Source organism: Megasphaera stantonii, assembly GCF_025567065.1.
Taxonomy (GTDB): domain Bacteria; phylum Bacillota; class Negativicutes; order Veillonellales; family Megasphaeraceae; genus Megasphaera; species Megasphaera stantonii.
Map to the genome: position 1 here is coordinate 94,600 of NZ_JAOQKD010000003.1, position 23,305 is coordinate 117,904.

Annotated in this window: 23 protein-coding genes, 1 riboswitch and 1 other annotated feature; of the genes, 2 read left to right on the forward strand and 21 right to left on the reverse strand. The window is 55.4% G+C overall.

Annotated features, from left to right (window positions below):
• Positions 1-41: 41 nt before the first annotated feature.
• From OCV58_RS03295 to OCV58_RS03310, 4 genes are read right to left on the reverse strand one after another with little or no spacing between them, the layout of a single operon-like run.
• Positions 42-1,568: a TolC family protein gene (locus OCV58_RS03295; protein WP_087477844.1), complete on the reverse strand. Its 1,527-nt coding sequence runs from the start codon at positions 1,566-1,568 to the stop codon at positions 42-44.
• Positions 1,569-1,622: 54 nt separating this feature from the next.
• Positions 1,623-2,858 carry an MlaD family protein gene (locus OCV58_RS03300; protein WP_095630205.1) on the reverse strand — a complete coding sequence of 412 codons (1,236 nt, stop codon included), beginning with the start codon at positions 2,856-2,858 and terminating at the stop codon, positions 1,623-1,625.
• The gene (locus tag OCV58_RS03305) at positions 2,855-3,607 is read right to left on the reverse strand and encodes an ABC transporter ATP-binding protein (RefSeq protein ID WP_154876937.1); all 753 of its coding nucleotides are present in this window, start codon (positions 3,605-3,607) and stop codon (positions 2,855-2,857) included. Before OCV58_RS03305 ends, OCV58_RS03300 begins: the two co-directional genes overlap by 4 nt.
• Positions 3,608-3,615: 8 nt before the next feature.
• The gene (locus OCV58_RS03310) at positions 3,616-4,380 is read right to left on the reverse strand and encodes an MlaE family ABC transporter permease (protein ID WP_087477847.1); all 765 of its coding nucleotides are present in this window, start codon (positions 4,378-4,380) and stop codon (positions 3,616-3,618) included.
• 267 nt (positions 4,381-4,647) lie between these two features.
• Between OCV58_RS03310 and OCV58_RS03315 the strand changes: the two genes are divergently transcribed.
• Positions 4,648-5,172 carry a nitroreductase family protein gene (locus OCV58_RS03315; protein ID WP_154876938.1) on the forward strand — a complete coding sequence of 175 codons (525 nt, stop codon included), beginning with the start codon at positions 4,648-4,650 and terminating at the stop codon, positions 5,170-5,172.
• 57 nt (positions 5,173-5,229) lie between these two features.
• Here the strand turns inward: OCV58_RS03315 and OCV58_RS03320 are convergent, their stop codons facing one another.
• Genes OCV58_RS03320 through OCV58_RS03335 form a run of 4 tightly spaced genes read right to left on the reverse strand, consistent with a single transcriptional unit; the run spans position 5,230 to position 7,968 of the window.
• A complete protein-coding gene (locus OCV58_RS03320) occupies positions 5,230-6,000 on the reverse strand; it encodes a serine hydrolase (RefSeq protein WP_267312773.1) in 771 nt (256 codons plus the stop codon).
• 2 nt (positions 6,001-6,002) lie between these two features.
• Positions 6,003-6,485 carry a Fur family transcriptional regulator gene (locus OCV58_RS03325; protein WP_154876940.1) on the reverse strand — a complete coding sequence of 161 codons (483 nt, stop codon included), beginning with the start codon at positions 6,483-6,485 and terminating at the stop codon, positions 6,003-6,005.
• Between the two features lie 12 nt (positions 6,486-6,497).
• A complete protein-coding gene (locus tag OCV58_RS03330; RefSeq protein ID WP_095629773.1) occupies positions 6,498-7,301 on the reverse strand; it encodes a metal ABC transporter permease in 804 nt (267 codons plus the stop codon).
• Positions 7,294-7,968 carry a metal ABC transporter ATP-binding protein gene (locus OCV58_RS03335; protein ID WP_087477852.1) on the reverse strand — a complete coding sequence of 225 codons (675 nt, stop codon included), beginning with the start codon at positions 7,966-7,968 and terminating at the stop codon, positions 7,294-7,296. Before OCV58_RS03335 ends, OCV58_RS03330 begins: the two co-directional genes overlap by 8 nt.
• Before the next feature lie 156 nt (positions 7,969-8,124).
• Here OCV58_RS03335 and OCV58_RS03340 point away from each other — a divergent pair, with 156 nt between their 5' ends.
• Positions 8,125-9,033: a metal ABC transporter substrate-binding protein gene (locus OCV58_RS03340; RefSeq protein WP_154876941.1), complete on the forward strand. Its 909-nt coding sequence runs from the start codon at positions 8,125-8,127 to the stop codon at positions 9,031-9,033.
• Positions 9,034-9,079: 46 nt separating this feature from the next.
• On the opposite strand, the gene OCV58_RS03345 is transcribed toward OCV58_RS03340, so the two are convergent.
• From OCV58_RS03345 to OCV58_RS03405, 13 genes are all read right to left on the reverse strand, one after another.
• On the reverse strand, positions 9,080-9,718 hold the full coding sequence (locus OCV58_RS03345) for a hypothetical protein (RefSeq protein WP_154876942.1): 639 nt from the start codon (positions 9,716-9,718) through the stop codon (positions 9,080-9,082).
• 100 nt (positions 9,719-9,818) lie between these two features.
• Positions 9,819-11,267 (reverse strand): sodium:solute symporter family protein, encoded by a 1,449-nt coding sequence (locus OCV58_RS03350; RefSeq protein WP_107195816.1) that lies wholly within the window; start codon positions 11,265-11,267, stop codon positions 9,819-9,821.
• Between the two features lie 144 nt (positions 11,268-11,411).
• Positions 11,412-11,628 (reverse strand) — a binding site (T-box leader).
• A 99-nt stretch (positions 11,629-11,727) separates the two neighbouring features.
• Entirely contained in the window at positions 11,728-12,912 is a 1,185-nt protein-coding gene (locus OCV58_RS03355; RefSeq protein WP_267312774.1) for an MFS transporter, read from the reverse strand.
• Positions 12,913-12,995: 83 nt separating this feature from the next.
• Positions 12,996-14,108, reverse strand: a complete 1,113-nt coding sequence (locus tag OCV58_RS03360; RefSeq protein ID WP_267312775.1) for a type II secretion system protein GspD — start codon at positions 14,106-14,108, stop codon at positions 12,996-12,998.
• A gap of 11 nt (positions 14,109-14,119) precedes the next feature.
• Positions 14,120-14,572 (reverse strand): hypothetical protein, encoded by a 453-nt coding sequence (locus OCV58_RS03365; RefSeq protein WP_107195819.1) that lies wholly within the window; start codon positions 14,570-14,572, stop codon positions 14,120-14,122.
• Between the two features lie 85 nt (positions 14,573-14,657).
• The gene (gene galE / locus OCV58_RS03370; RefSeq protein WP_154876944.1) at positions 14,658-15,653 is read right to left on the reverse strand and encodes a UDP-glucose 4-epimerase GalE; all 996 of its coding nucleotides are present in this window, start codon (positions 15,651-15,653) and stop codon (positions 14,658-14,660) included.
• Positions 15,654-15,655: 2 nt separating this feature from the next.
• The gene (locus tag OCV58_RS03375; protein WP_154876945.1) at positions 15,656-17,095 is read right to left on the reverse strand and encodes a phosphoglucose isomerase-related protein; all 1,440 of its coding nucleotides are present in this window, start codon (positions 17,093-17,095) and stop codon (positions 15,656-15,658) included.
• Between the two features lie 235 nt (positions 17,096-17,330).
• Entirely contained in the window at positions 17,331-18,719 is a 1,389-nt protein-coding gene (locus OCV58_RS03380; RefSeq protein WP_087477861.1) for an alanine/glycine:cation symporter family protein, read from the reverse strand.
• Between the two features lie 109 nt (positions 18,720-18,828).
• Positions 18,829-18,921: riboswitch (glycine riboswitch) on the reverse strand.
• Positions 18,922-19,215: 294 nt separating this feature from the next.
• Complete coding sequence (surE, locus tag OCV58_RS03385) at positions 19,216-19,968, reverse strand: 5'/3'-nucleotidase SurE (protein WP_154876946.1); 753 nt, start codon at positions 19,966-19,968, stop codon at positions 19,216-19,218.
• Complete coding sequence (locus tag OCV58_RS03390) at positions 19,969-21,219, reverse strand: glycosyltransferase family 2 protein (protein WP_087477863.1); 1,251 nt, start codon at positions 21,217-21,219, stop codon at positions 19,969-19,971.
• Positions 21,220-21,238: 19 nt separating this feature from the next.
• On the reverse strand, positions 21,239-21,913 hold the full coding sequence (locus OCV58_RS03395) for a CDP-alcohol phosphatidyltransferase family protein (protein WP_095629784.1): 675 nt from the start codon (positions 21,911-21,913) through the stop codon (positions 21,239-21,241).
• Complete coding sequence (locus OCV58_RS03400) at positions 21,910-22,548, reverse strand: phosphatidylserine decarboxylase (protein ID WP_087477865.1); 639 nt, start codon at positions 22,546-22,548, stop codon at positions 21,910-21,912. Before OCV58_RS03400 ends, OCV58_RS03395 begins: the two co-directional genes overlap by 4 nt.
• A gap of 14 nt (positions 22,549-22,562) precedes the next feature.
• Positions 22,563-23,294, reverse strand: coding sequence for a WecB/TagA/CpsF family glycosyltransferase (locus OCV58_RS03405; protein WP_154876947.1), 732 nt, complete (start codon positions 23,292-23,294; stop codon positions 22,563-22,565).
• Positions 23,295-23,305 lie beyond the last annotated feature (11 nt).

The window sequence follows — 23,305 nt, forward strand, 5'->3', positions numbered from 1 at the left end:
ATGGACAGCGCTTATGACCTTGCAATACGCCTGTATATAATTTATTCCGTCATGGACGGGATGACGACGCCGGACCGAACGTCTACGCCCATCGCCTGTTCCAGCTGGGCAATGCCGACGTTATAGTCGTACAGCGCCTGAATGTAGTTCGTCTGCGCCTGATTCAGGTTTAACTGCGCGTCGAGAACGTCCAGGTTGATGCCGACGCCGGCCTGATAGCGGACGCGGGCAATCTTGAAGCTTTCTTCGGCTTCAGCGACGGCAGACTGGCTGGCTTCTACGCGCTGCGCGGCGCTGCGGATGTTCAGGTAAGCCTGCTTAACGGCCAGCTGAACGGCTTCACGGGTCTGCTGTTCCGTTTCGCGGGCAGCCAGCAGGGCCTGCTTGGCTTGTTTAACGCGGGCGTTCGTCGCACCGCCGTCAAAGAAGCTGAACGTAATGCCGCCCGTTACGCGCCATGCACTGTTGCCCGAGCCGGGGAAATCTTCGTCGCTCCAGTCGTTGCCGGCTCCGATAGATACGCTTGGCATATTGCCGGCGTTAGCGATGCCGATATTTTCTTCAGCCTGACGGACGCTCAGCGCAGCCTGCAGGACTTCCGGCCGGTATTTCATAGCGTAGTCCAAGGCTTCCTGAAGGGAAATATCGTACGATTCGAAGGGGAGATGATGGTCTACGAGCTCCAGCTTCGTCTGCAGCGGCAAGCCGAGGATGTTGTTCAGGTTCGCTTCGGCAACGGCCACGTTGTTGTCTGCCGTGACGGCGTTCGTCTTGGCGTCGGCCAGGGAGACGTTCGACGTGAGGACGTCGAGCTTGGCGACGGTGCCGACATTGTACTGGGCCGTGACGTTGTCGACGTGGCCCTGCATATTCGTGACCGCTTCATGGTATACGTCGCGCAGCTCTTCATATGCCAGCAGGCCGAAATAGCCCTGAACGGCTGAAAGCTTTGTCGCCTGTTCTACCCGCAGGATTTCTTCCTGGGCGCTGGTCTTGCCCAGCTTAGCCACGGCAATCTGTCCTTCTACGCGGCCGCCCGTATAGAGGGGAATATTGACGCTCAGGCCGTGACCGAAGGAGTTGGTAATGCTGTCCCGGTTATTCATGCCGGAGCTGCCGCTGTTTTCACGGCGCGACGCGTCGAAGGTGTAGCTGAACTGAGGCATTTTGCCGGCCCGCGCTTCATCGATGTAGTATTCGGCGCTCTTCAGGTCATAATGGGCGACCTTGATATCGCGGTTATAATCCAAGGCCATCTGCACAGTCTTGGGCAGCGTCAGCTCGACGGCCTGATCCGGAGCTACCCGGCCGATGACGATAACCGGGTCCTGCTCTTTTTTAGCGGCGCGCTTCTGCGCTTTCTTTTCCGATTCCGCTGCGATCTGGCGGGCTAATTCTTCCCGCAGGGCCGGCGTCACGTCGACAGGACGCACTTTCGCGACGCTTACCGGCGCTTTCGGCGCCGCTTCAGCCGATGCCTGGGCAGTGTCTTCCGCAAAGGCCGACGCGCCTCCCAAAGTCGTTACCATCATGGCGATGATTATCTTTCTGTACAAATTCTTATTCATCTTGGGTACCCCCGTCAATTATTTTCTATCCTTTATCATAAAACTGGAAATATGCTAAAACGCATAGTTGATGCCGTAATAATTGCCGCCGTCGCTCCTGTCCATGGGACGGGTAAACTGGCCGAATAAATAAATATCCGGCAAGATGCGGTACTGGGCCTTCACGCGGTACCGCCAGTCGTTGGGGTCGTACCCCTCCAGACTCAGGCGGAACGGCCCGTCGGCGAATAAATCGACGCCGACGCCCAAATCGCCGTTGATCAGGCCGAAGCGGCTGTCAAACCAGGAACTGCGGCGTCCAAACTGCAAGTTTAGATTCGTACCGTTGCCAATACTTTCAGCTCCGACCAAAGCGAAGGAATTGTTCCGGTACAACCTAAAATTTGCATGGGCCCCGCTTTCACTTTGCGTATCATTATACAAGAAGCCCGCTTCTCCTTCAAACTTCACGTCGCCGCTGCCGCCGAGGATATTGTTGACCTTCGTCGTGATCTCGGCCGTATTGTGCAGCGTCGTCTGAATGTCTGCCTGGCTCTGCGGATTGGTCGTCATCGTTTCCATAGAGCGGGCAATCGTATCGAAGCGTTCCGTAATATTTTTCATATTGGCGGCCATTTCCCGAACGTTGGCCGACGTGGCCCCGTCTCCGTCCAGCTGCTGCAGCGACGCGTTCATCTGCGCCGTCATCGCCGCCATATTGGCCGTAATCTGCTGAATATTCGCGGCGTTGGCCTCCATCATGGCGCTGGTCTGTCCCGTAATGGCTTCTACATTTTGAATAGAGCCGCGCATCGCCGCCTGGGTCTTGGCGTCGCCGAGGATGGCGTTGATATTTTTTATCATATCATTGGCGCCGTTGATCAGCGTGCCGGCGCTGTTCATCATGTCGTCCATGGTTTTGCCCTGGTTGCTGTTCAGGGTATCGCCGTCGGCCAGGATATTGTTTTTATCATTGCCAGGCGTAATCGCTACGATTTTTTCGCCCAGCAGGCCGTCCGTCGTAATTGCCACCCGCGAATCCTTGGGAATTTCCGTCCCTTCATCAATCCGCAGCACGATATCCACGCCGTTCCGAAGGGGCGTGACCTTTTCTACCTTGCCGACATGGACGCCTACGTAGCGTACGGAATTCCCCTGCTGCAAGCCGTTGGCGTCATGAAATACGGTGTGAACCTCGAAGCCGGGATTGCCGAATATCTCGGCGTGGGCCAAGGTGATGATGACATATGTAAATACCAGGACGCCGACAATGGTTACGAGGCCGACCTTGGCTTCCGCACTCCATCTCATAGCATCGTCTCCCTTTCCTCGGGCAGCTCGCCGCCGTAAATAAACTGCAGTACTTCCCGATCTTCTGTATGTTTAAATTCTTCCTTCGGCGCGATCAGCCTGAACCTGCCGCCCTGCAGGAAGGCTATCCTGTCTGCGGCATAAAAGGCCGACCGCATATCGTGGGTAACGAGAATCGACGTGGCTTTCAAATGCCGCTGCATGCCGACAATAAGGCGGTTAATATCCATGCTCCGCAGCGGGTCGAGCCCGGCCGTCGGTTCGTCGTATAAAATAGTCTTCGGGTCCAGGGCAATCGCCCTGGCCAGGCTGACGCGCTTTTTCATGCCGCCGGACAAATCGTTGGGCATCATGTCCTCAATGCCCTCCAATCCGACGAGGCTGAGCTTTTCCCTGACGATTGCCTGTATTTCCTCCTCGCTGCAGCGCGTACGCTGCCGCGGGCCGAAAGCCACGTTCTCCCCTACGGTCATAGAGTCGAACAACGCCGAGTATTGAAACACCATGCCCATATTCCGGCGCATTTCATTGAGCTGCTCTTCGTCGTACGGCGTAATGTCCGCGCCGTCCACAAAAATGCGGCCCCTTGTCGGCTTCTGCAGGCCGATGATCAGCCGCAGGATCGTACTTTTCCCCGAACCGCTGGCCCCTAAAATGGCCAGCGTCTCCCCGTCGTAAATGTCGAGGTCGACGCCGTCCAGGACAACCTGGCTTCCATAGGCTACGGTTACATCGCGCAAACTAATCATAGGCTCTCCTAATACAAAATGACAGACAATAGGTAATTGCATATAAAGATAAAAATAATGGACGTGACGACAGACTTAGTCGTCGCCTGGCCTACGCCCTCTGCGCCGCTCTTGGCGTGCATGCCTTCATAGCAGGCAATCAGGGCGATAATGCCGCCGAAAAACATGGCCTTGATCAGGCCGTACACGATGTCTCCTACCTCGGTAAACAGCTCGACGGAATTCATATACGTAAAATGAGTCAGGCCGGCGCCAAAGGTCGCTACGGCGTAGCCTCCGGCCGTACCGATGACATACCCGTAAAACGACAGGATCGGCACCATGATGACGCAGGCGACGAAACGGGGTACGACGAGGTAGGCAATCGGATTGACGGCCATGCAGCGCAGGGCGTCGATTTGCTCCGTAACCTTCATCGTGCCCAATTCGGCCGTCATGGCCGCACCTACGCGGCCGGCGACGACGACGCCGGTCAGAATCGGCCCCAGCTCGCGGCCCATGGCGATAGACATGACGCCGCCCAAGGTAGACTGGGCGCCGTACCGCAGCAGGATATCCACGATCTGCAGGGTCATAACCATGCCGGCAAAGAGAAGGGTCAGGCTGACGATGGGCAGGGAATTGACCCCCAGATGAGCCATCTGCGCGACCGTCAGGCCGCGCTGAATTTTGGGAAGCTGTCTCAGGGTTTGGATGAATAAAATAGCTAGAACGCCGACCTGTTCAAAGATATGAAGGGTAAAGCGCCCTACTCTCTCCAATGCCTCCTGCACCGACAACCACTCCTCTCCGGCTTTGATTTCTCCGTCTATTTTACTATACCATCAATAATGGGCCGCTGTAAAACGAGAAACGAGAATTGTTAAAAAATTGTTAGAAAACTGAAAAAACCTTTTGAGTTTTCTTATAAATAAGATAATAGCATTTTATCCTGCAAATGGCAAGAAAAAAGATGGCTCCGTCCCGTCCCGCCAAAAACAGATGTGGTATAATACATACAGACAAGTATAGTTATATTTCTATTAAAAGGAGCGATACGCATGAACGAAACGATACAAACCTTAATTTCCCGCCGCAGCATCCGCAAATACAAAGCGGAACAAATTCCCGAAAGCGACTTGCAGCAAATCCTGGAAGCAGGCATGTACGCCGCCAGCGGCATGGGCATCCAGCCCGTCACGATGGTCGTCGTACAGGACAAGGAAACGATTGCTAAATTAACCGCCATGAACGCTAAGATCATGGGAACGGACAGCGACCCCATGTACGGTGCGCCGACCATCGTCGTCGTGTTGGCCGACATGGAAAAATCGGCCAACGCCTGGTCCGACGGCTGCCTGGTCATGGGCAACCTCATGAACGCCGCCGCTTCCTTAGGCATCGGTTCGTGCTGGATCAACCGGGCCAAAGAAGAATTTGAATCGGCCGAAGGCAAAGCGCTACTCCGTCAGTGGAACCTGCCGGAACACCTCGTAGGCGTCGGCCACTGCATCCTCGGCTACGCCGACGGCCCCGTGCCGGCAGCAAAACCGCGCAAGGCCGACTTCATAACTTACGTCCGCTAATTTCATACCGTCAAAAAAACTGCAGCAATGCCCTATGCACCGGCACTGCTGCAGTTTTTATATTTCATCATATAGGAAGCGCGCCAAATACGACATATCGTAAATGGCCTGGGCTTCATGGACTATCCCGTCGGCCATGAGGCAGCACACGTAGGGCCGGCCCTGTTTCCAGACGAGGCCGCAGTCGTGATATATGCCGTCCAGCTCGCCCGTCTTATGCTCTACCGCCACGGTATTGGGAATCTGCGCCGGCAAAATGCAGTTATCCTCCTGCTGGGCCAGGATAGCCCGCATCGCCTCGTCGCGCCGCCCGTCGACGCAGGTCCCGGAGGCCAGGCGCAGAAACAAGCGCCCCATATCGCCGGGAGACGTCACGTTTTCTTTCCCCTGGCGGGCCGCTTCGAAATCCATCATCTTGCGCCGCAGCAGTGTATGCTCCATGCCCTGCCGCCGGATTTCCTCGTTGACGGCGTCGAAGCCCAGCACATCGATGAGCATATTCGTACACGTGTTGTCGCTTTCGACAATCATGTGAAACACCAGCGTACGAAGAGATACTTCCGTCCCCTCCGGCAGGTCGTAAAACGAACCGCCTTCGACGTTACCGTAAACGGGATAGGCCGCATCAAAGGACAACTGTCCCTCTTTTTCCTGACGGAAGACGCAGGCCATGATGGGCACCTTGATCAAGCTGGCCGACGGCATGACCCGGTCGCGATAGAAAAAGTCGTCGCCGCCATCCAGAGGACGGCAGTACAGGGACACAGCGGCCTTGTCCTGCCAATGCGTTTCTATATAGTCATCCAGCCGTTCTTTGCATAAGGCCACATCTACTCCTCCTTCGCCGTCTTTATCGTTTTGTCTTCTCCGCAAGGCGCAAGGCCGCGGCATTCCGGGCAATACCCGTACCATTCCAAATTGTGCCCGACAATATCGAACTGGGTCTTCTCAGCTAATTCCGCTTCAAATCCCGCCAAGGGACAGTGGTCGATTTCCACGATGCGGCGGCATTTCAGGCAAATCAAGCGGTGCCGATGGCCCATTGCCCGCAGGGAAAAGCCGTATTTCCGGGAATCAGGCAGATAATGCTTTTCCGTCAGCTCCTTGGCCGTAAACATTTCCAGTATGCGGTACACCGTGGAAAAGTTGATGCCCTGTCCTTGGCCGATGAGCTCCTGATAAATATCTTCCGCCGTCAACACGCCGCCGTGCCGGTACAGCGCATCCAGGACCAGCTTGCGGGTCCGCGTGCTCTTTAATCCGCAGCGGTGGAGGCATTCTGCACGGGCCTCGTTCTGTATCATGTCGTCCATAGCTGTACCTCCTTACAGCCGCCGGGCCTGCGCCGTTTCTTTATATGCAATGACGGCCAGCAGCATGAGTACGGAAACAATCGCCGTCACGCCGCCTGGCGCAGCGTCGATTCCGTAAGCGATGCCCAGGCCCAGAATAATATCTAAAAAGCTGAACAGGACGGACCATACCATAGTCCGGCGAAATCCCTTCCGCAGCTGCAGCGCCGTAGCTACCGGCAGTGCAATGAGCGAACTGATGACCAGGATGCCGACGATGCGGATGGACACGGAAATCGTCGCCGCGACGAGGACGGCAAAGACGTAGTTGATCAGACGGCTCTTTACGCCGGCGATCTTCGCCCCGTCTTCGTCAAAGGTCAGCATGACCAGCTGGGGGTACAGCTTAATAATCGTCAAAATCGACACGATGCTGAGCAGCAGGACTGACCATACGTCTTCCCGCGTCACCGTCAGGATACTGCCGAATAAAAAGGATTCCACGTTGGTATGCACCATGCCGGAACTGATAATCGTAATAGCGATGCCGACGGATAAGGACAGGATAATCACCAGTATCAGCTCGGCGTACTGGCGGAACCGCTGGCGCAGCACTTCGATGAGAATGCCGAAGACCGACGTAAGGCCGAAGGCGCTGAGGATGGGATTGGCGTCCAGCAAAAGGCCGATAGCTACGCCGGCCAGAGACGCATGGGATAAGGCGTCGCCGATCATGGAATAGCGGCGCAGCACGAGGAATATGCCGATGAGAGGGCATACGATGGAAATCAGCACGGCCACGATAAAGGCGTTCTGCATAAAAGCGTACTCAAACATTGCCGTCCCTCCCCATGTTGTCCGATACGTATTCGCGGATATAGTCTTCAGGCGAGCAGAAATGGCCGCCGCCGTTGACGACGTGAAACATCTTCGTCGAATTCTTAGCGGCGAATTTCAGGTTATGCTCTACCGTCAGGACCGTTACGCCCCGATCCTGATTCAAATGGCGGATAAAAGGATACAGCTCCATCTGGCTCTTGACGTCGATGCCCGTCGACGGCTCGTCAAAAATGAGCAGATCAGGCTCGCCCATGAGGGCCCGGGCAATGAGCACCTTCTGGCATTGGCCGCCCGACAAGTTACCTATGAGCTGGTCCTTTAACTCATATACGTTCATTTGCTCCAGCGAGCGGCGGATAATATCCTTATCCTTATATCCCAATATCCTGCGCTGGCAGTTCAGCACTTCGTAGACCGTAATGGGAAACTGGCTGTTCAGCGTTTCAAACCGCTGGGGCACGTAGGCGCAGCGGCGGAAGGTATTGGAAATCGTGCCGCGGCTCGGCGACAGCAGCCCCAATATCAGCTTGATGAGGGTGCTCTTGCCGCTGCCGTTTTCCCCGACGACGGAAATATAATCGCCGTCCTGCACGGTCATCGTAACGTCCTGCAGTAAATAGGGCCCGTGCTCATAGGCAAAGGACACCTTTTCTAATGAAATCATAGCAGCTCCTTCTTATCATATAAAATACCTGCTCTATTATATAGTCGCGAAAAGGAAAATGCAAGGCATTTGCATTTATTGACAAGGGACAACGGTTAGTGCTATGATACAGTTTATACTATACGTATATATTCCTATTTCAGAGGAGGATATGTTATGAAATCATGGCTTACAGCATGTATCACAATGATAGCAGCAGCCGTGCTCCTTGCGAGCTGCGGCGCCCAATCCGACGGCTCCGTCCAGTCCGACGGCAAACTGAAAATCGTCGCCTCTTTCAACGCGATGAAAGAATTTACCCAGGCCGTCGGCAAGGATAAGGTCGACGTCGTCACCTTGATTCCCGACGGCACGGAGCCCCACGATTTTCAGCCGACGACGAAAAATCTCAAGGAATTGAGCCATGCCCGTTTATTCGTGTACAACGGCCTGGGCATGGAGCCCTGGGCGGATAAAACGCTGGAAGTCGTAGACAATAAAAACCTCGTCGCCGTCGACGCTTCGAAAGGCGTCCAGGTAATCGCCAACACAGACAAGCACGACATACACGAACACGGCCGCGACGACCCCCACTGCTGGCTCAGCCTGCAGGCCGCTCAGACGGAAGTGCAGAACATCGCCGCCGCCCTGGCCGAAGCCGACCCGGCCAACGCCGAATTTTACCACGAAAACGCCGCCGCTTATAACGAACAGCTCCAGCAGGTGCTGGCGGAATATCAGGAAAAATTCCAATCCGTCCCGAACCGGCAGTTCGTCACAGGCCACGCCGCCTTCGCCTACTTGTGCCGCGATTTCGGCCTGACGCAGCGCAGCGTCGAGTCGGTCTTTGCCAGCGGCGAGCCGAGTCCTCAGCAGCTGGCCAGCCTGGCTGATTTCTGCAAGCAGCATAAGGTGAAAACGATTTTCTCCGAAACCATGGTCAGCCCCAAGATTTCGGAAACCCTGGCCAAGGAAGTAGGCGCGTCGGTCAAAACGATCCACACCATTGAAAGCGCCGAAGGAAAGGCAACCTATATAGACCGCATGCGCAGCAACATCGAACAGATATATCAAAGCCTGAAATAGAAGACGCGCCGGCAGACAGAAAACGACTGTCTGCCGGCGCGTTTTATTATTTGGCGCCGGGCTTCATCCATCGGCGCCGCTGCGCTTCAATGAGGGCCCAAACGGCGTCGACATCGTCGATAGCGGCGTATTCATATTCCCGTTCCCGTATGAGTTCATTAAAAAAAGCAAAATGAAAATCATGCCAATCCACAGGCCTCTTGTCGAAAAGAATCGTCCCCGACCCGTCGCCATTCTCCCTCTTCTCCAAATACCGCAGGGTGTGATAAAACCGGCAGACCAGGCAGCTGCGGTACACCGTAAGAATCCGCTCGCTCGTCAGCACGTAGGCAATCTGCCGCCGCTGCCAGCGGCGATGGACAAAGCGGCCGACGCTGCAATACGCTCCTGCTGCTATAAAAGGCAGGCCGAATAAGGGCGCGACGAGACCCCACAGGCCCGGAACAGACAAGGCTGCGCCTTCCCAACCCAGGGCAAACAGAAAAAGCAATAGCCCTATGGGAACCTTCAGTATATCCGATGGTTTAACCAGTTTGCGCCACGAGCAGCCCGGCTTGCCCTGCCACAAAATCCGTTCCCCTTCGTACAGCGAAATCGCCGTTCCTTTCTCCATCGCCGTCACCTCTTTATCTCCGCTGCGCCCGGCAGCTTTATCCTGCCGGAACCAGCATACAATCAGCTGCACAAAATCCCTGTAAAGAAATTTACTTTACAGGGATTTTTCATATGCAGGTTATTTAATTATACCATAGGATCTGCCGCAGGGAAACTCGCGAAGCCTACCGTCAATGCTGAGCCGGTACGGCCTTCGTCTTGCCTTCCTGTACGGCAGCCGGTTCGACGCCTTCCATGTGGATGGCGTTGCTGCGCGTCACGGCGCTGATGCCGACGAAGAGGACGCCGCAGACAATCCATTCGGCATAAATGACATGCGGCAGAACGCGGACGGCCGGTACGAACATCCAGGCTACGAGAACGACGACCGAAGCCAGAATCGTATAGAAGGCGGCTGCGCGGGAGCAGTATTTCGGCGCATACATCGTCATGAGAACGATGACGCTGAACGCCGTCATGAGGCTGAGGCCGGCCATGAGCGTGGAGATGATGCCGCTGATGGTCAAGGCAAAGCTCAGCGTAAGCAGGCCGAGGAGGAATACGGAAATACGGGTGACGTTGAGATACTTGCTGTCGGACATATTCGGGTCGACGAAGCGTTTGTGAATGTCATGGGAATACAGCGTCGCCGAGCTGAGAAGGAGGTTGCAGGCGCAGCTGACGTCGGCTGCCCAAAGAGCCGCCAAGGTAATGCCGGCCAGCCACGGGTCGAGGGACATGATGACCTGGGGCAATGCAGCCGTAGCCGAAATGTTGGGATATAATTCCGAAGCGATGACGCCGAGGAGGGCGCTGACGAAACCAATCGGCAGCATGAGCAGTCCGCCGATGATGAAGCCTTTGCGGGCCGTGTGCACGTCTTTTGCACCGAGGGAAATCTGGATGATGCTCTGAAGGGACAGGTTGACCGTAATGAGGACGATAATCCACGTAACGATGGTCATGGGGCCTACGCCGTCGATGAAATCGAGGCCGTGAGGCATGGGCAGGTTCATCTGGATTTGATCCATGCCGCCGGCCATGCGCACTGCCAGTACGACGGCCATGAGGATGCCGGCGTATTTCAGGGACACGTTCATGAGGTTCGTAATGCTGGCCGACCACATGCCGCCGATCAGGGTTACACCGATGAAGACGACAGCGCTCATGAGCATCCCTGTCGTCGGCGTGAAGATTTCCGGCATAAGGGCTGCGAGAATCATGCCGCCGGCAACGTACTGCATGCTCATGACGACGAGCTGTACGATGATCTGGCAAATGATGCCGATAATCATGCTCTTCTTATCGTAATACCGTTCCAGCATTTCGGGAATCGTCGTGATGTTGAGGCTGCGGTATTTTTTAGCGACGGTCATGCCCATGACGATCGCACCGATGCCCCAGGCCGTCGTGTACCAGCCGGCGGAAAGACCGGCTTTATAGGCCTGTTCGGCAACGCCGATAGTCGACGCGCCGCCGACGGCCAGGCCGACGATAGAAACCATGATGAGCGGCGTCGTGAGCTGACGGCCGGCCAGGATATAGTTTTCCGCCTTCCCGGCAGCGCGGTGCTTCGTGTACCAGCTGATTAAGAAAATCGTACAAATGTACAAACCTACGACAATAACTGAACTGTTCATTTGGGTTGCCTCCTAATGGATGATATGAAGAAATATAATAGCTAGATTCCCGTTTGATATAAAAAAATCGCCCCTCCATGAGGGACGATGAACTCGCGGTACCACCCTGCTTACCTGCATTCCAGAATACAAAAAGGGTGATACCCAAGGGACGAACATCTCCGCGGTACCACCCTAATAATCTCGAATCAGATCAACTCATAGCAATGTAACGGTCGCCATACCGGATCGGCCTACTGATTTCTGTTCAGCCTCACAGTTCAGGAAAGAACTTCACGCTGCATCACCTGCCGGTTTACACCGCCCACCGGCTCTCTGCGAGGGTATTTGCAGCCCTACTTTTTTCCGTCTATACCTTTATCGGGAACGTATATTGTGTCGTGATTTCATTATACGAAAAATAAGAGAATTGTCAATATGCTTTTCTGTAATTTTTCTTATCTCTCAAACGTTAAAGGTTTTACTTTGCATGAGCGGAAGACCGGGCGGAAAATACGCGCCGCCGGCCATACCAATAAATGGCCGCTGCCGCCGGCAGCGACGCCAGGAGGACGGGATAAAAGAAGGAAATCGGCAGCGTGCCGAACAGCAGACCGCCGAACAAGGGCCCTAAGGCCATGCCCAAATCGATGCCGATATAATAGGTGCTGTTCGCCAAACCCCGCTTCCCTCCGACGGCCACGACGATAGCCAAGGCCTGGCACACGGAACACATTACGCCGTAGCTGCCGGCCATGAGCACCGCCGCCGCGATCATTTCCCAAAAGCTGTCCATGACAGCCAGCAGGAGGATGCTGCCCGCCGTGCAGAGGCAGGCCATAATGAAGAAAAACTGAAAGGATAAGCGGTCGAACAGGTCGCGCATCGCCGTCCGCAGCAGCAATAGGGCTACGGCATAGGCCGGAAAAAACATGCCGGCAGAAAAGGGCAGCCCCTTCGCCTGCACGTACTGTACCAGAAAGGACTGGGTAGCGCAGTACGGAATGGTAAATACCATGATGAGGAACGATACGGGCAGGACGCCTGTATCGACAAACTGATCGGGCAGGAAGCCCTTGCCGGCCGACGGCAACGGTTCGTTTTTATACGATACGAACTGGATAAGGACGATGATCGCTGCGGCAAAGGCCGTGGCGACGCAGAACGCCGCCCGGTAACCGAGATGATGATAGCAGTAAATCCCAATGGCCGGCGCCAGGGCCATGGCCAGGGCGTTCATCGTGCCGTACACGCCCATGCCGGCGCCCATATGCTCTTTCGGCAGCAGCAGGGAAAACCATGTCGACAGGCTGATAGAGCACAGGGCAAAGCCAAAGCCGTTGATAACGCGGGCCGCCATGACGACCTGCGGGCTCCAGGCGAAGACGTATCCAAGGCAGGACGCGATCAGGCACACTGCGCCGATACAGGATAATATGTATTTCCTCACCCTGTCGGAAAAAGCTCCTACAAAGGGCCGGCAGCACAGGGAGCAAAGATTCATCAGGCCGCCGATAAGGCCCATCAGGGCCGCGCTCGCCCCCAACGAGCCGGAAAATCCGGTAATGATCGGCGTAACTGCCATGGGGCTGGAAAAATAAAAGAATCCCGCCGCCAACAAAAGAACTTGGTCTCTCCGCTTTCCATCACGCATATGCTCTTTCACTCTTTTCTCCGTCCGCCTGCTGCTGTCCATAGCAAGACAGGCCGTTTTTCTGCCTTTATCATATTCCTCCCCGCCGCCGGCTGTCAAGGAATCTCCTCCCGGACGAAGGAACGCAGCAGGATGACCACTTCCGTCTCCTTGGACGACGTATAATGGCTGCGGAATAATTTCCCCAGCAGCGGAATATCTCCCAATATCGGCACCTTGCGCAGGCTCTCCACGTCTTCCTTGCGGATGAGTCCGCCCAATACCAGCGTCCTTCCGGGCATCATGCGAACGACCGTCTTGGCCTGACGCGTGGCGATGCGGTAGGCCTTCATTTCATTGACAAATACAGGCGTGCTGACTTCAGCCTCGATAGCCGCCGTCACCGTCCCGTCGTCGTGAATGCGCGGCACATAGCGGAGCTTCACGCCGACGTCCTTGTACTCCGTCGTCGCCGTTTTTTCACCGCCGCTCATGTATTCCGTCACGACGGGAATTTTATCGCCGATAAGGACGCTCGCCTCCCTGCCGTTCAGGGCAGCCATGCGAGGCCTGGCCAGTACGGAGGCCTGGCCCTTTTCTTCCAGCGCCTGTATCTGAGCGGCGAAGGAAAATCCCTCATGTCCGGCGCCGCCGTTCACGCTGGACCAATTCCATTCGACGCCGGCATGGCGCAGGGCACTCCGATCAATAGAGGCGATCTCCACCTCGACGTCGACCTGCCGCGGCTTCGTATCCAGCGCCGCGACCAGGTCCTGCACGGCGCGATGCTCCCGCGGCGTCGCCCCGACGACGAGCGTATTCGTATCGTCGTAGCAGCGGACGTCTCCGTCGGGCACCATAGCCCGGACGGCCTCCTGCACGTCTGTCGGGACGGCGTAGCGGAGCCTCCACGTCCGCAGGGATTTCGCTCCATCCCGTTTCTTCCCGGCCGTCATGGTCCGCACAGGCCCCTCTTTTTCGTAATACAGGTTTTGACTTGCAGCGATAGCGTCCAGCGCGTCCTCAACGGTAACGCCGTTTATATGCATGGTCATCGTCCCCTGCACCGTATCGTCGACGATGAGGTTTATATTGCCGCTGCGGGCCAGCCCTTCCAGCACGGAGCGGATAGGAGCCTCGCGGACGTGAACGGACAAGGAACTGCCGGCCCAAACCGGCCCGTACCATGCGATAGCCATCATAATGAGGATATATCGGCAAACTTTCATAGTCATCTCCTTTACATGCTTACGGCCGCGCAGATTCCGTCTTTTTCCAGCTGCGCGCCGTCTTGATATACGCTGACGACGGTATATCCATCGAAGCTGTCCCCTGCGGCGCAGACCAGCGTTTCCCCGCGATGGCGGAACAAAGCCAGATAGGCTCCGTTATGCTCCATCGTGCCGCAAAGGACGGGAAGCTCCGCAGCCGGAGCCGCCGCGACGGGCCGCGCCTTCTCTGCAGAATCGGCAGCGCTCTTCGGCGCGCTGCCGGCAAATATATCGGGCAGGGGCCTGCGCCGCAGAGACGGCGCAGTACCTTCGACCAGCCTGCCTTCAGGACGCTCCTCTTCTTCATCCCTGTCAGAGGAAGAAAAAACGGGAGGCGAAGAACTGATATCGTTCTTCGTCTCCCGTATGATTTCCTGCCGCCCTGACGGAACGCCATCCCAGCCCCACCAGATACCTGCCAAGCAAAGCAGGATGACTCCATACGGGAGCCATGTGTTTCTGTGATGAGCTGCTGCGTTCCTTACCAGATGCCGAAGGGCCGACAGATTACGCTTTATCATCGTATCCGTTCGGATGGCCGCTGTGCCATTTCCAGGCGTCGGCAATAATCGTTTCAATTTGGCTGTACTGGGGCTGCCAGCCCGTCAGTCGGCGGATTTTTTCCGACGACGCGACGAGGGCCGCCGGATCGCCGGCACGGCGCGGGCCTTCTTCGACGGCAAAATCTCGTCCTGTCACGGCCTTCGCCGCCCTTATCATATCGCGCACGCTGAACCCGTGCTGCGAGCCCAGGTTGAAGGCCTGGGGCTGCCCGCCTTCCGCCAGGTACTGGAGGACGCGGCAATGGGCGTCGGCCAAATCGACGACGTGAATGTAGTCGCGGATACAGGTGCCGTCTTCCGTAGGATAGTCCGTACCGAAAATAGTGATATGATCCCGTATCCCCTGGACCGTCTGCAAAATAAGCGGAATGAGGTGCGTTTCCGGCGTATGGTCCTCGCCGATGCTGCCGTCGCGGGACGCGCCGGCGGCGTTGAAATACCGCAGCGCCGCATACCGCAGGCCGTAGGCCCGGCTGAACTGCGCCAGCATCTGCTCGATCATGAGCTTCGTCTGGCCGTATACGTTCGTCGGGCAATAGGGCATATCTTCCGTAATCGGCGTCTGCTCCGGCTCGCCGTACACAGCTGCCGTCGAGGAAAATACAAAATATTTCACTCCGGCCCGGCGTACGGCTTCCAGCAGGCAGTACGAACCGACGACGTTATTGTCATAGTAAATCGTCGGTTTTTCCATCGATTCGCCGACCTGGCTGTGAGCGGCGAAATGCATGACCGCGTCAATGCCTTCTTCTGTCAAAAGAGCGCTCACGGCGTCGACGTGATGAATATCTTCGACGACGAGGCGTACGCCGTCGGGCACGGCGCCGCGATGGCCCCGCGATAAATTATCGAGGACGACGACGCGGCAGCCCCGTTCGAGCAAGGCCCGTACGGTATGGCTGCCGATATACCCGGCGCCGCCTGTAACTAATACGTTCATAATTAACCTTCCTGCAGTTTCTTCAAACGGCCGCCGAGGAATTTCTTGTACACTTCCACGCCGGGCTGATTGAAGGCGTCGACGTTGGCGAATTCGCCTTCGTACGCAATGGACAAGCAAAGCATAAACATGACTTCGCCCAAATGATAGGGCGTCAATTCGGGCAAAATGTAGTTGGCGTTGGGACGGCCGTCGCCGATCAGGGCTTCTGCATTCGAGCTGCGGGCCGCTTCCAGGATACTGCTCAGGGGCAAGCCGCTGAAGGCGGCCAGCTTCGGATATTCGTCGTACATGTGGGGAACGACGACGTCGTCCTTCCAGTTGGCGATGGAAACGAACTGGACGACCTTATCCTTCGGGCCTTCCTGGTGTTCCTGTGTCTGGGCGTGCATATCCGTCGTGCCGACGGCGACGATAGGCGTGCGACCGTAGTTGACGACGTGGCCCTGTTTGTCGAGGCGTTTGCCCAAAGATTCGGCCAGGAGCTGAATATACCATTCCGACAGGGATTTCAGGCTGTCCGCATAGGGCATGAGAACTTCCAGGTCGCGGCCGTATTTTGCGCCGGAAATATATTTCAGCACGCTGTTCAGCAAGGCCGGATTCTGCCAAATATCGGGATTCTGGCAGGCCTTGTCCATATCCCTTGCACCGGCTAAGAACTGACGGATATCAAAGCCGACCAGAGCGCCGACGAGGAGGCCCACTTCGGAGAACACGCTGAACCGGCCGCCGACTCCATCGGGAACGTAGAAAATAGGCCAGCCTGATTTTCTCGCCAATCCGTGCAGGAGCGTTTCTTTTTCGCCTTCATGGGGATCTGTCACGGCGACGGTTTCAAATTTGATGCCTGCGGCTTCCATCGCCTGGCGGACGACCATGTAATTGGACATCGGTTCGATAGTCGAGCCCGATTTGGAAATGACGACGCCCATGACGGTATACCCGGACTTCGCAGCGCTGTCCGCCTTGAGGAATTCGATGAGGCCGCTGACTTTATGGGAATCGACGTTGTTGCCGGCAAAGAAGGCCTTCGGATAGCCTTTGCGGGCTTCCGTGCTCTTGAGGTTCCAAAATTCGCCGCACTGCACGTCGAAGAGGACCTTGCCGCCTAAATAGGAGCCGCCGATACCGAAGAATACGACTGCGTCGACGCGGTTGCGCACCTGACGGGCCAATTCTTCCATTGCCATGATCCGTTCCGGATTGTTGATATTGCCTTCCACGATGTAGGGAAGCTGCGGGAACAGTACGGCTTCCGGTTCGCCGTCTTTAGATAAATGACCTGCCATGATGCCGGTCTTGCGCATTTCCATAACCGCTTCATGGGCTTTCGTATAGGCCGGCTCCATGGCCTTGACGTCTTCTTCCGTCACCTTGCCCGGGCCGTATAAATTTTCTACGTCAAATACAAAACCAGATTTTAAAGTAATCTTTGCCATACGTACTCACTGCCTTTCGAAAATATTGCTTCATAAAAAGTATTATACCATATATATAAGTAATCGTCATCATGACTAAAACGGTACTTACAGAAAACTTACAAAATATATGCATACTATTACGATAAAGGAAAGGCAAACAAACAGCGCCCCACAGGGACCCCTTTCCCCGTGAGGCGCGTAACTTCCTAATGCAGTTGTATCATACCCCTATGATAAAAGCCCTATCTTATATTTAGTGTCCCGCCGTTACCTTCTGGTCTACGAGAGCCGCCTTTTCTGCTTCCTTTTCAGCAGCTAAATGCGCGTAGTACCGTTTCGTTTCGGCTACGACGACGCCGCTGAGGCCGATGAGGGCGATCAGGTTCGGCACAGCCATCAGACCGTTGACGATATCGGCTAAAATCCAGATAACTTCCAATTTGATGAAGGCGCCGCAGGCTACGAGGGCGATGAAGATGATGCGGTACGGCATGATCCCCTTGACGCCGACTAAGTATTCCACGCACCGTTCGCCGTAATAATTCCAGCCCAGGATCGTCGTAAAGGCAAAGAGCGTCAAGCCGATGCAGAGGATGAAGCTGCCCCAGGTCGGATAAGCCTGCAGGAAGGCGGCGTTCGTCAGAGCCGTGCCGTTCAGGTCGCTCGTCCACAAGCCGCTGACGACGAGGACTAAGCCCGTCATCGTGCAGATGATAATCGTATCGATAAAGGTACCCGTCATGGATACGAAGCCCTGTTCGGCAGGCCATTTCGTCTTAGCCGCCGCCGCTACGATAGGCGCGCTGCCGAGGCCCGATTCGTTAGAGAAGACGCCGCGGGCAATCCCGTTGCGCATTGCCATCATGACCGTCGCGCCGAGGAAGCCGCCGGAAGCAGCCGTCGGCGTAAAGGCGCAGACGAGAATCTGTTCGATAGCCGCCGGAATCTGTTCGTAGAACATGATGAGGAAGCCAGCCGCCGAAACGACGTAGATAACAGCCATAGCCGGAACGATTTTCGACGCCGCCCGGGCGATGGACTGGAGGCCGCCGATGGTGACAGCCGCGACGACGATGGTCAGGACAATCGCCGTATATTCTACAGGAACGTCGGCCGTAAGGCGCGTAATTTCTACAATCGAATTGACCTGGGCGAAGGTGCCGATGCCAAAGAAGGCGACGAGAACGCCGAAGAAGGCGAAAATGCAGGCCAGCGGCTTGAATTTAGGTCCCAAGCCCTTTTCGATATAGTACATCGGGCCGCCGGAAATTTCGCCGTTTTTATCGACGGTGCGGTATTTGACGGCCAGCAGGCATTCGGCGTATTTCGTCGCCATGCCGACGAGCGCTGCCATCCACATCCAGAAAACGGCGCCCGGGCCGCCGGCATGGACGGCCGTAGCGACGCCGACGATGTTGCCGGTGCCGACAGTCGCAGCCAAGGCCGTGCACAGCGCCTTAAAGCTGTCGATATCGCCTTCGCCCTGATTCTTTGCCGTAAAGATCAGCTTCAGCGCATGAGGAAGGCGGAAAATCTGCAGCAGGCGCAGGCGGATCGTCAGCATGATGCCCGTGCCGATCAGCAGCACCAATAAAGGCGGTCCCCACACAAAGCTGTCAATTTGGTTCAAAATGTCTACCATAATACCATACTCCTTTACACTGTTATTTTAGGAATAAATACAAAAAACCTGTCGTCAGCATACCTCTGAAGACAGGTCAAAAACAGCATAAAGAAATAATGAAATAATTGCGCTATTCTCTGTCCTTTTGCCTGAGAGATTAGATATCGTCAAGATACCCTGCACCTTCGGCGCCCATACGGGACTCTCCAGAGTCGTGTCCATTCACGGTCCTGCCTCCCGGCACCTGAGAGTTTAACTCCTTCGGTAGGTCTGCGACCTTCTCCCGTAAACTTCATCCACTCACTATGTGACTTGCTTGTCATTATACGGCATACAAATGTATTTTGCAAGTACTAATTTGATAAAATAGGAAAATACACCTGTCTGCCGCCAATGTATCAAATTTAATATTTTAAATATACGCCACACAATATTTAAAAGTATAATTATGTGTTTCCAAGTTATCAAAAAAAGCCAAGAATCTGCAATAGAATTCTTGACTTTTTATGTTTTTTTATAAACAGCTCTTTACGTCGTCAATAGCCGCCATGGCCGTCTGCTGCCACCGCAGCGGCGTCACGGCGATGCGGCCGCTCCGTATGCAGGCCACGTCGCTGTTTTCCGGCGCGCCTTCCATGTCGATATCGCCTACGATATGATAGCACAGGCTGCCGTCCAAATCGCGTTTTTCTGCTACGACGTTGTGATAAATCTGTACGGTCTGCGGCACGACGCAGACGTTATCGAGGCTGATATCGCCAGCTGGCGGTACGTTGACGTTCAATATGCCGGGGAAACGGCCCCTTACGACGACCTTTTCCACTAATCCATGGACGAGACGGGCCGTCTGGGCGCACCGTTCTTCCTCCAGGGGATACATCGATACGGCCAGAGCTGGAACCTGGTAGTACGGCCCTTCCATAGCTGCCGACACCGTCCCGGAATACAAGACGTCGCTGCCCAGATTATAGCCGTTGTTGATGCCCGATATGATGAGCTGCGGCTTGTCCTCAGCCAAGAAGTATTCCATAGCCATTTTTACGCAGTCTACAGGCGTACCGGACACGGCGATTTCGCGAATCCCCGCTTCGTCGGTCTCTTCCCGGCAGTACAAGGCCTTATTGATCGTCATGGAATGGGACGCGGCGCTGCGCTGGCCGTTAGGCGCAACGACAGTCAGCCTGTACCCGCAGGCCGCCAGCTCGCGCTTCAGGATCTGCAGTCCCGGCGCGCGGAGGCCGTCGTCATTGGTCAACAGAATATGCATCTATTTTTTATTCTCCTTTCGCAGCAGCACGGCGCTGTCATAGGATACAGCCCTCGTATGTTCCGTATGGCTCCATTTCATCTTATGGCGGTCCTTAAAGCCGAGAAAATTGACGGGAATCCAGCTGTACATAAACAGGGGATATACGACGAGATAGGCCCATGATTTTAAGGGCACCTTAATCTGCAGCAGCACGATAACCGGAATAAGGTACTGGACGACGCCGATGACCGTCCACATCTGTACCGGCACGATTTGGTACAAGATGTTGGTGTACAAGGGAATGTACGAATTGATATACGCCATCAGGGCGTATATCGTCGACATCATCATGAAAAAGGGCTGGGACAAGGTAATGATGCCGTCGAGCATGCGGATATTCCCCGTCTTGATGCCGCGGACAAACAGCTTGGGAATAAAGCGCTCGCCGCAGTCGCACTGCCCCTGAGCCCACCGCTTGCGCTGCCGGCACGACTGCATGAACCCCAGAGCCTTTTCATCGTAAATGATCGCGTCGTGGGCCCAGCAGGTCCGCACGCCTTCCAGCAGCACCTTCATGGAAAATTCCATGTCTTCCGTCAGGCAGTCGCATCCCCAGCCGTATTTCCGCACGATATCCGTTGCGATGCACATGCCCGTGCCGCCGAGAGCCGTAGACAAACCAATATTATATTTCGCCAGGTGCCACATGTGGTTGATGAGCCAGAAGGCGATGGCAAAGGTCCCGGCCACCCAGGTATCGGTCGGATTTTTAGCGTCCATATACCCTTGTATGACCTGCTCACCCTTGCACAAGTGGTTGTTCATTTCCCGCAAAAATTCCGGGTGGACGAGGTTGTCGGCATCGAAGACGACGAAGGCGTCGTACTGCTTTTCCTGAGCCAGCATCTGCGCAAACATCCAGTCCAAAGCGTAGCCCTTGCCGACTTCGTCCTTGTTCGTCCGCACCTTGACGATCGCGCCGTGTTCCCGGCAGATCTTTTCCGTATTGTCCGTACAGTTATCGGCCACGACGTATACGTCGTACATGTCCTTCGGATAATTCAGGTCTTTCAGGTTATCGATCAGCTGCCCGACGACGCGTTCCTCATTATGCGCGCAAATTACGGCAGCAAAGGTATTCTTAGGTGCTGCCGTAACGTGCTCTCTTCGCTTCATCAGGCCGAAAACAGCCAAGGTAACATAATACAGCGTATAAAATACAATGATAACTTGTATGGGTATCATAATGATATCCAATATATGTTCCATACGCGATCTCCCTAATATATCAACGCGCAGAAGCGGCGTTCATGGCCGTATTGACTAATCCAAATACGATATACAACAAGAAGGGCATCGTAAAGACGAGGTGCCAGTCGACGAAAACCAGCACGACGGCGCCGAAAATCAGAGAAATCGCCAATGCCGATTTATGGAGGACATCCGGGCTGGCCCCTTTGAAATCAGGATTATGGATCTTGCTTACCAGATGATACCCCAGGGCGACGACAAAAATGCCGATCAGCCACGCCGGCAGATGGACGCCGGAAATGACGTACGTGGCGATGAGGCAGCCGCCGTTAGGAATCGGCATGCCCTGGAAATAGCCGTGAATGACGCCGGTATTCAAGTTGAAGCGGGCCAGACGGATACCGCCCAAGGCCGCGTAAATAATAGCCGGCACGACGCCGATCCAGCCCAATTCCTGCAAGGAATAGGTGTAAATCAAAAACGCCGACGCCGCGCCGAAGGAAACTACGTCGGACAAGGAGTCCAATTCTTTGCCGAACTCGCCGGCAACGCCCAGGGCGCGGGCCGAACGGCCGTCGCAGGCATCGCAGGCCATGGCCAGCAGGATGCATATGCCGGCGGCGGTAAACATGCCATGCAGCGTCATAATCATACTTAATACGCCGAACCCGAGGTTTCCCGACGTAAAAAGACATGGAATTATATTTTTCATTTGACAATCCTCCCAATGATAGTTTCTCCGCCGCGCACGCGATCGCCCTTTTGGACCAGAATTTCCACGTCGTCGCCGACGTATACTTCTGCGCAGGAGCCAAACTTGATCATTCCGTACAGCTGACCGTGAGACAAGGTGTCGCCCAGCGTTACCCAGGATACGATTCGCCGGGCCAATATGCCGGCGATAACTGTTACTAATATCCGCGTCCGATTGTTTTCAATCCCTACGGAATACCGTTCGTTTTCATACCCGACGCCGTCCTTATAGGCCGGCCGGAAGCCGCCGCACGTATACTGCTGAAAGTCGATCGTCCCGGCTAAGGGAGCCCGGTTGACGTGGACGTCGAAAACAGACAAGAAGATGACGATTTTTCTGCACTTCTTATCGAGGTACAAATCCTCGTATACTTCTTCGACGCTCATGACCTTGCCGTCGGCAGGCGACAACAGCGCCGTATCGTCTTCCGGAATCGTACGATGAGGATTCCTGAAAAAATAGGCGAAATACAAGGCGAGCAGCGCCGGAACCGCCGCCGCGTAGGCGTTGACGAAATACCCTGCCAACACGGCCAGCAGCGCCGGAACTGCGATGAATATATAGCCATCTTCAATTATAAGCGGTTTATTCAAGACATCACCTCAAATCACTTTGCACCTTTGTCCCGTTTTACGGCGGCGACAAACTGAGGCAAAGCCATCATGCGTTTGATTCTGGTCGGCTCCTTCAGCAGCCGGTAAAGCCATTCCAGGCGGTGCTCCTGCATCCACTTCGGAGCCCGGTCGAGACGGCCAGACAGCACGTCCAGGGAACCGCCGACGCCCATGCAGACGCAGGGTCCCAGCTCATACAGGTGGTCGCGTATCCATTTTTCCTGCTTGGGGACGCCCAGGGCGACAAACAGGAGCTGCGTGCCGCCTGAACGGATTTCCTCAATGATCTGCCGTTCCTCCTCGTCGGTAAAAAATCCCGAATGGGTGCCTACGATATGCAGCTTGCCTACCTGCTTTTCCAGATTGGCCGCCGCATCCCTGGCGACGCCTTCGGCTCCGCCGAAAAAGTATACCGGCGTCTGCCGCAGCGCCGCTTCGCCGACGAGACGGCAGGCCAGATCGATGCCGGCGACACGCTCTTTAAACTGCTTTCCTATCTGCTCGGCAGCCCACAGCACGCCGGCCCCGTCGGGAACGACTAAGTCCGCGTGCCGCAGGATGTCTGCCAGTTCTTCATCTGACTGCGCTCTCATGACCATCTCCGCATTGGCCGTCGCGATAGAAGCCGCCCTGCCTTCTTCGATGCATTTAAAGGCAAAGGCGCAGGCTTCTTCCTTCGTGACGTTTCCAATGGGGACGGACAGGATATGTATCGTGCTAGTCAACGTATATCCTC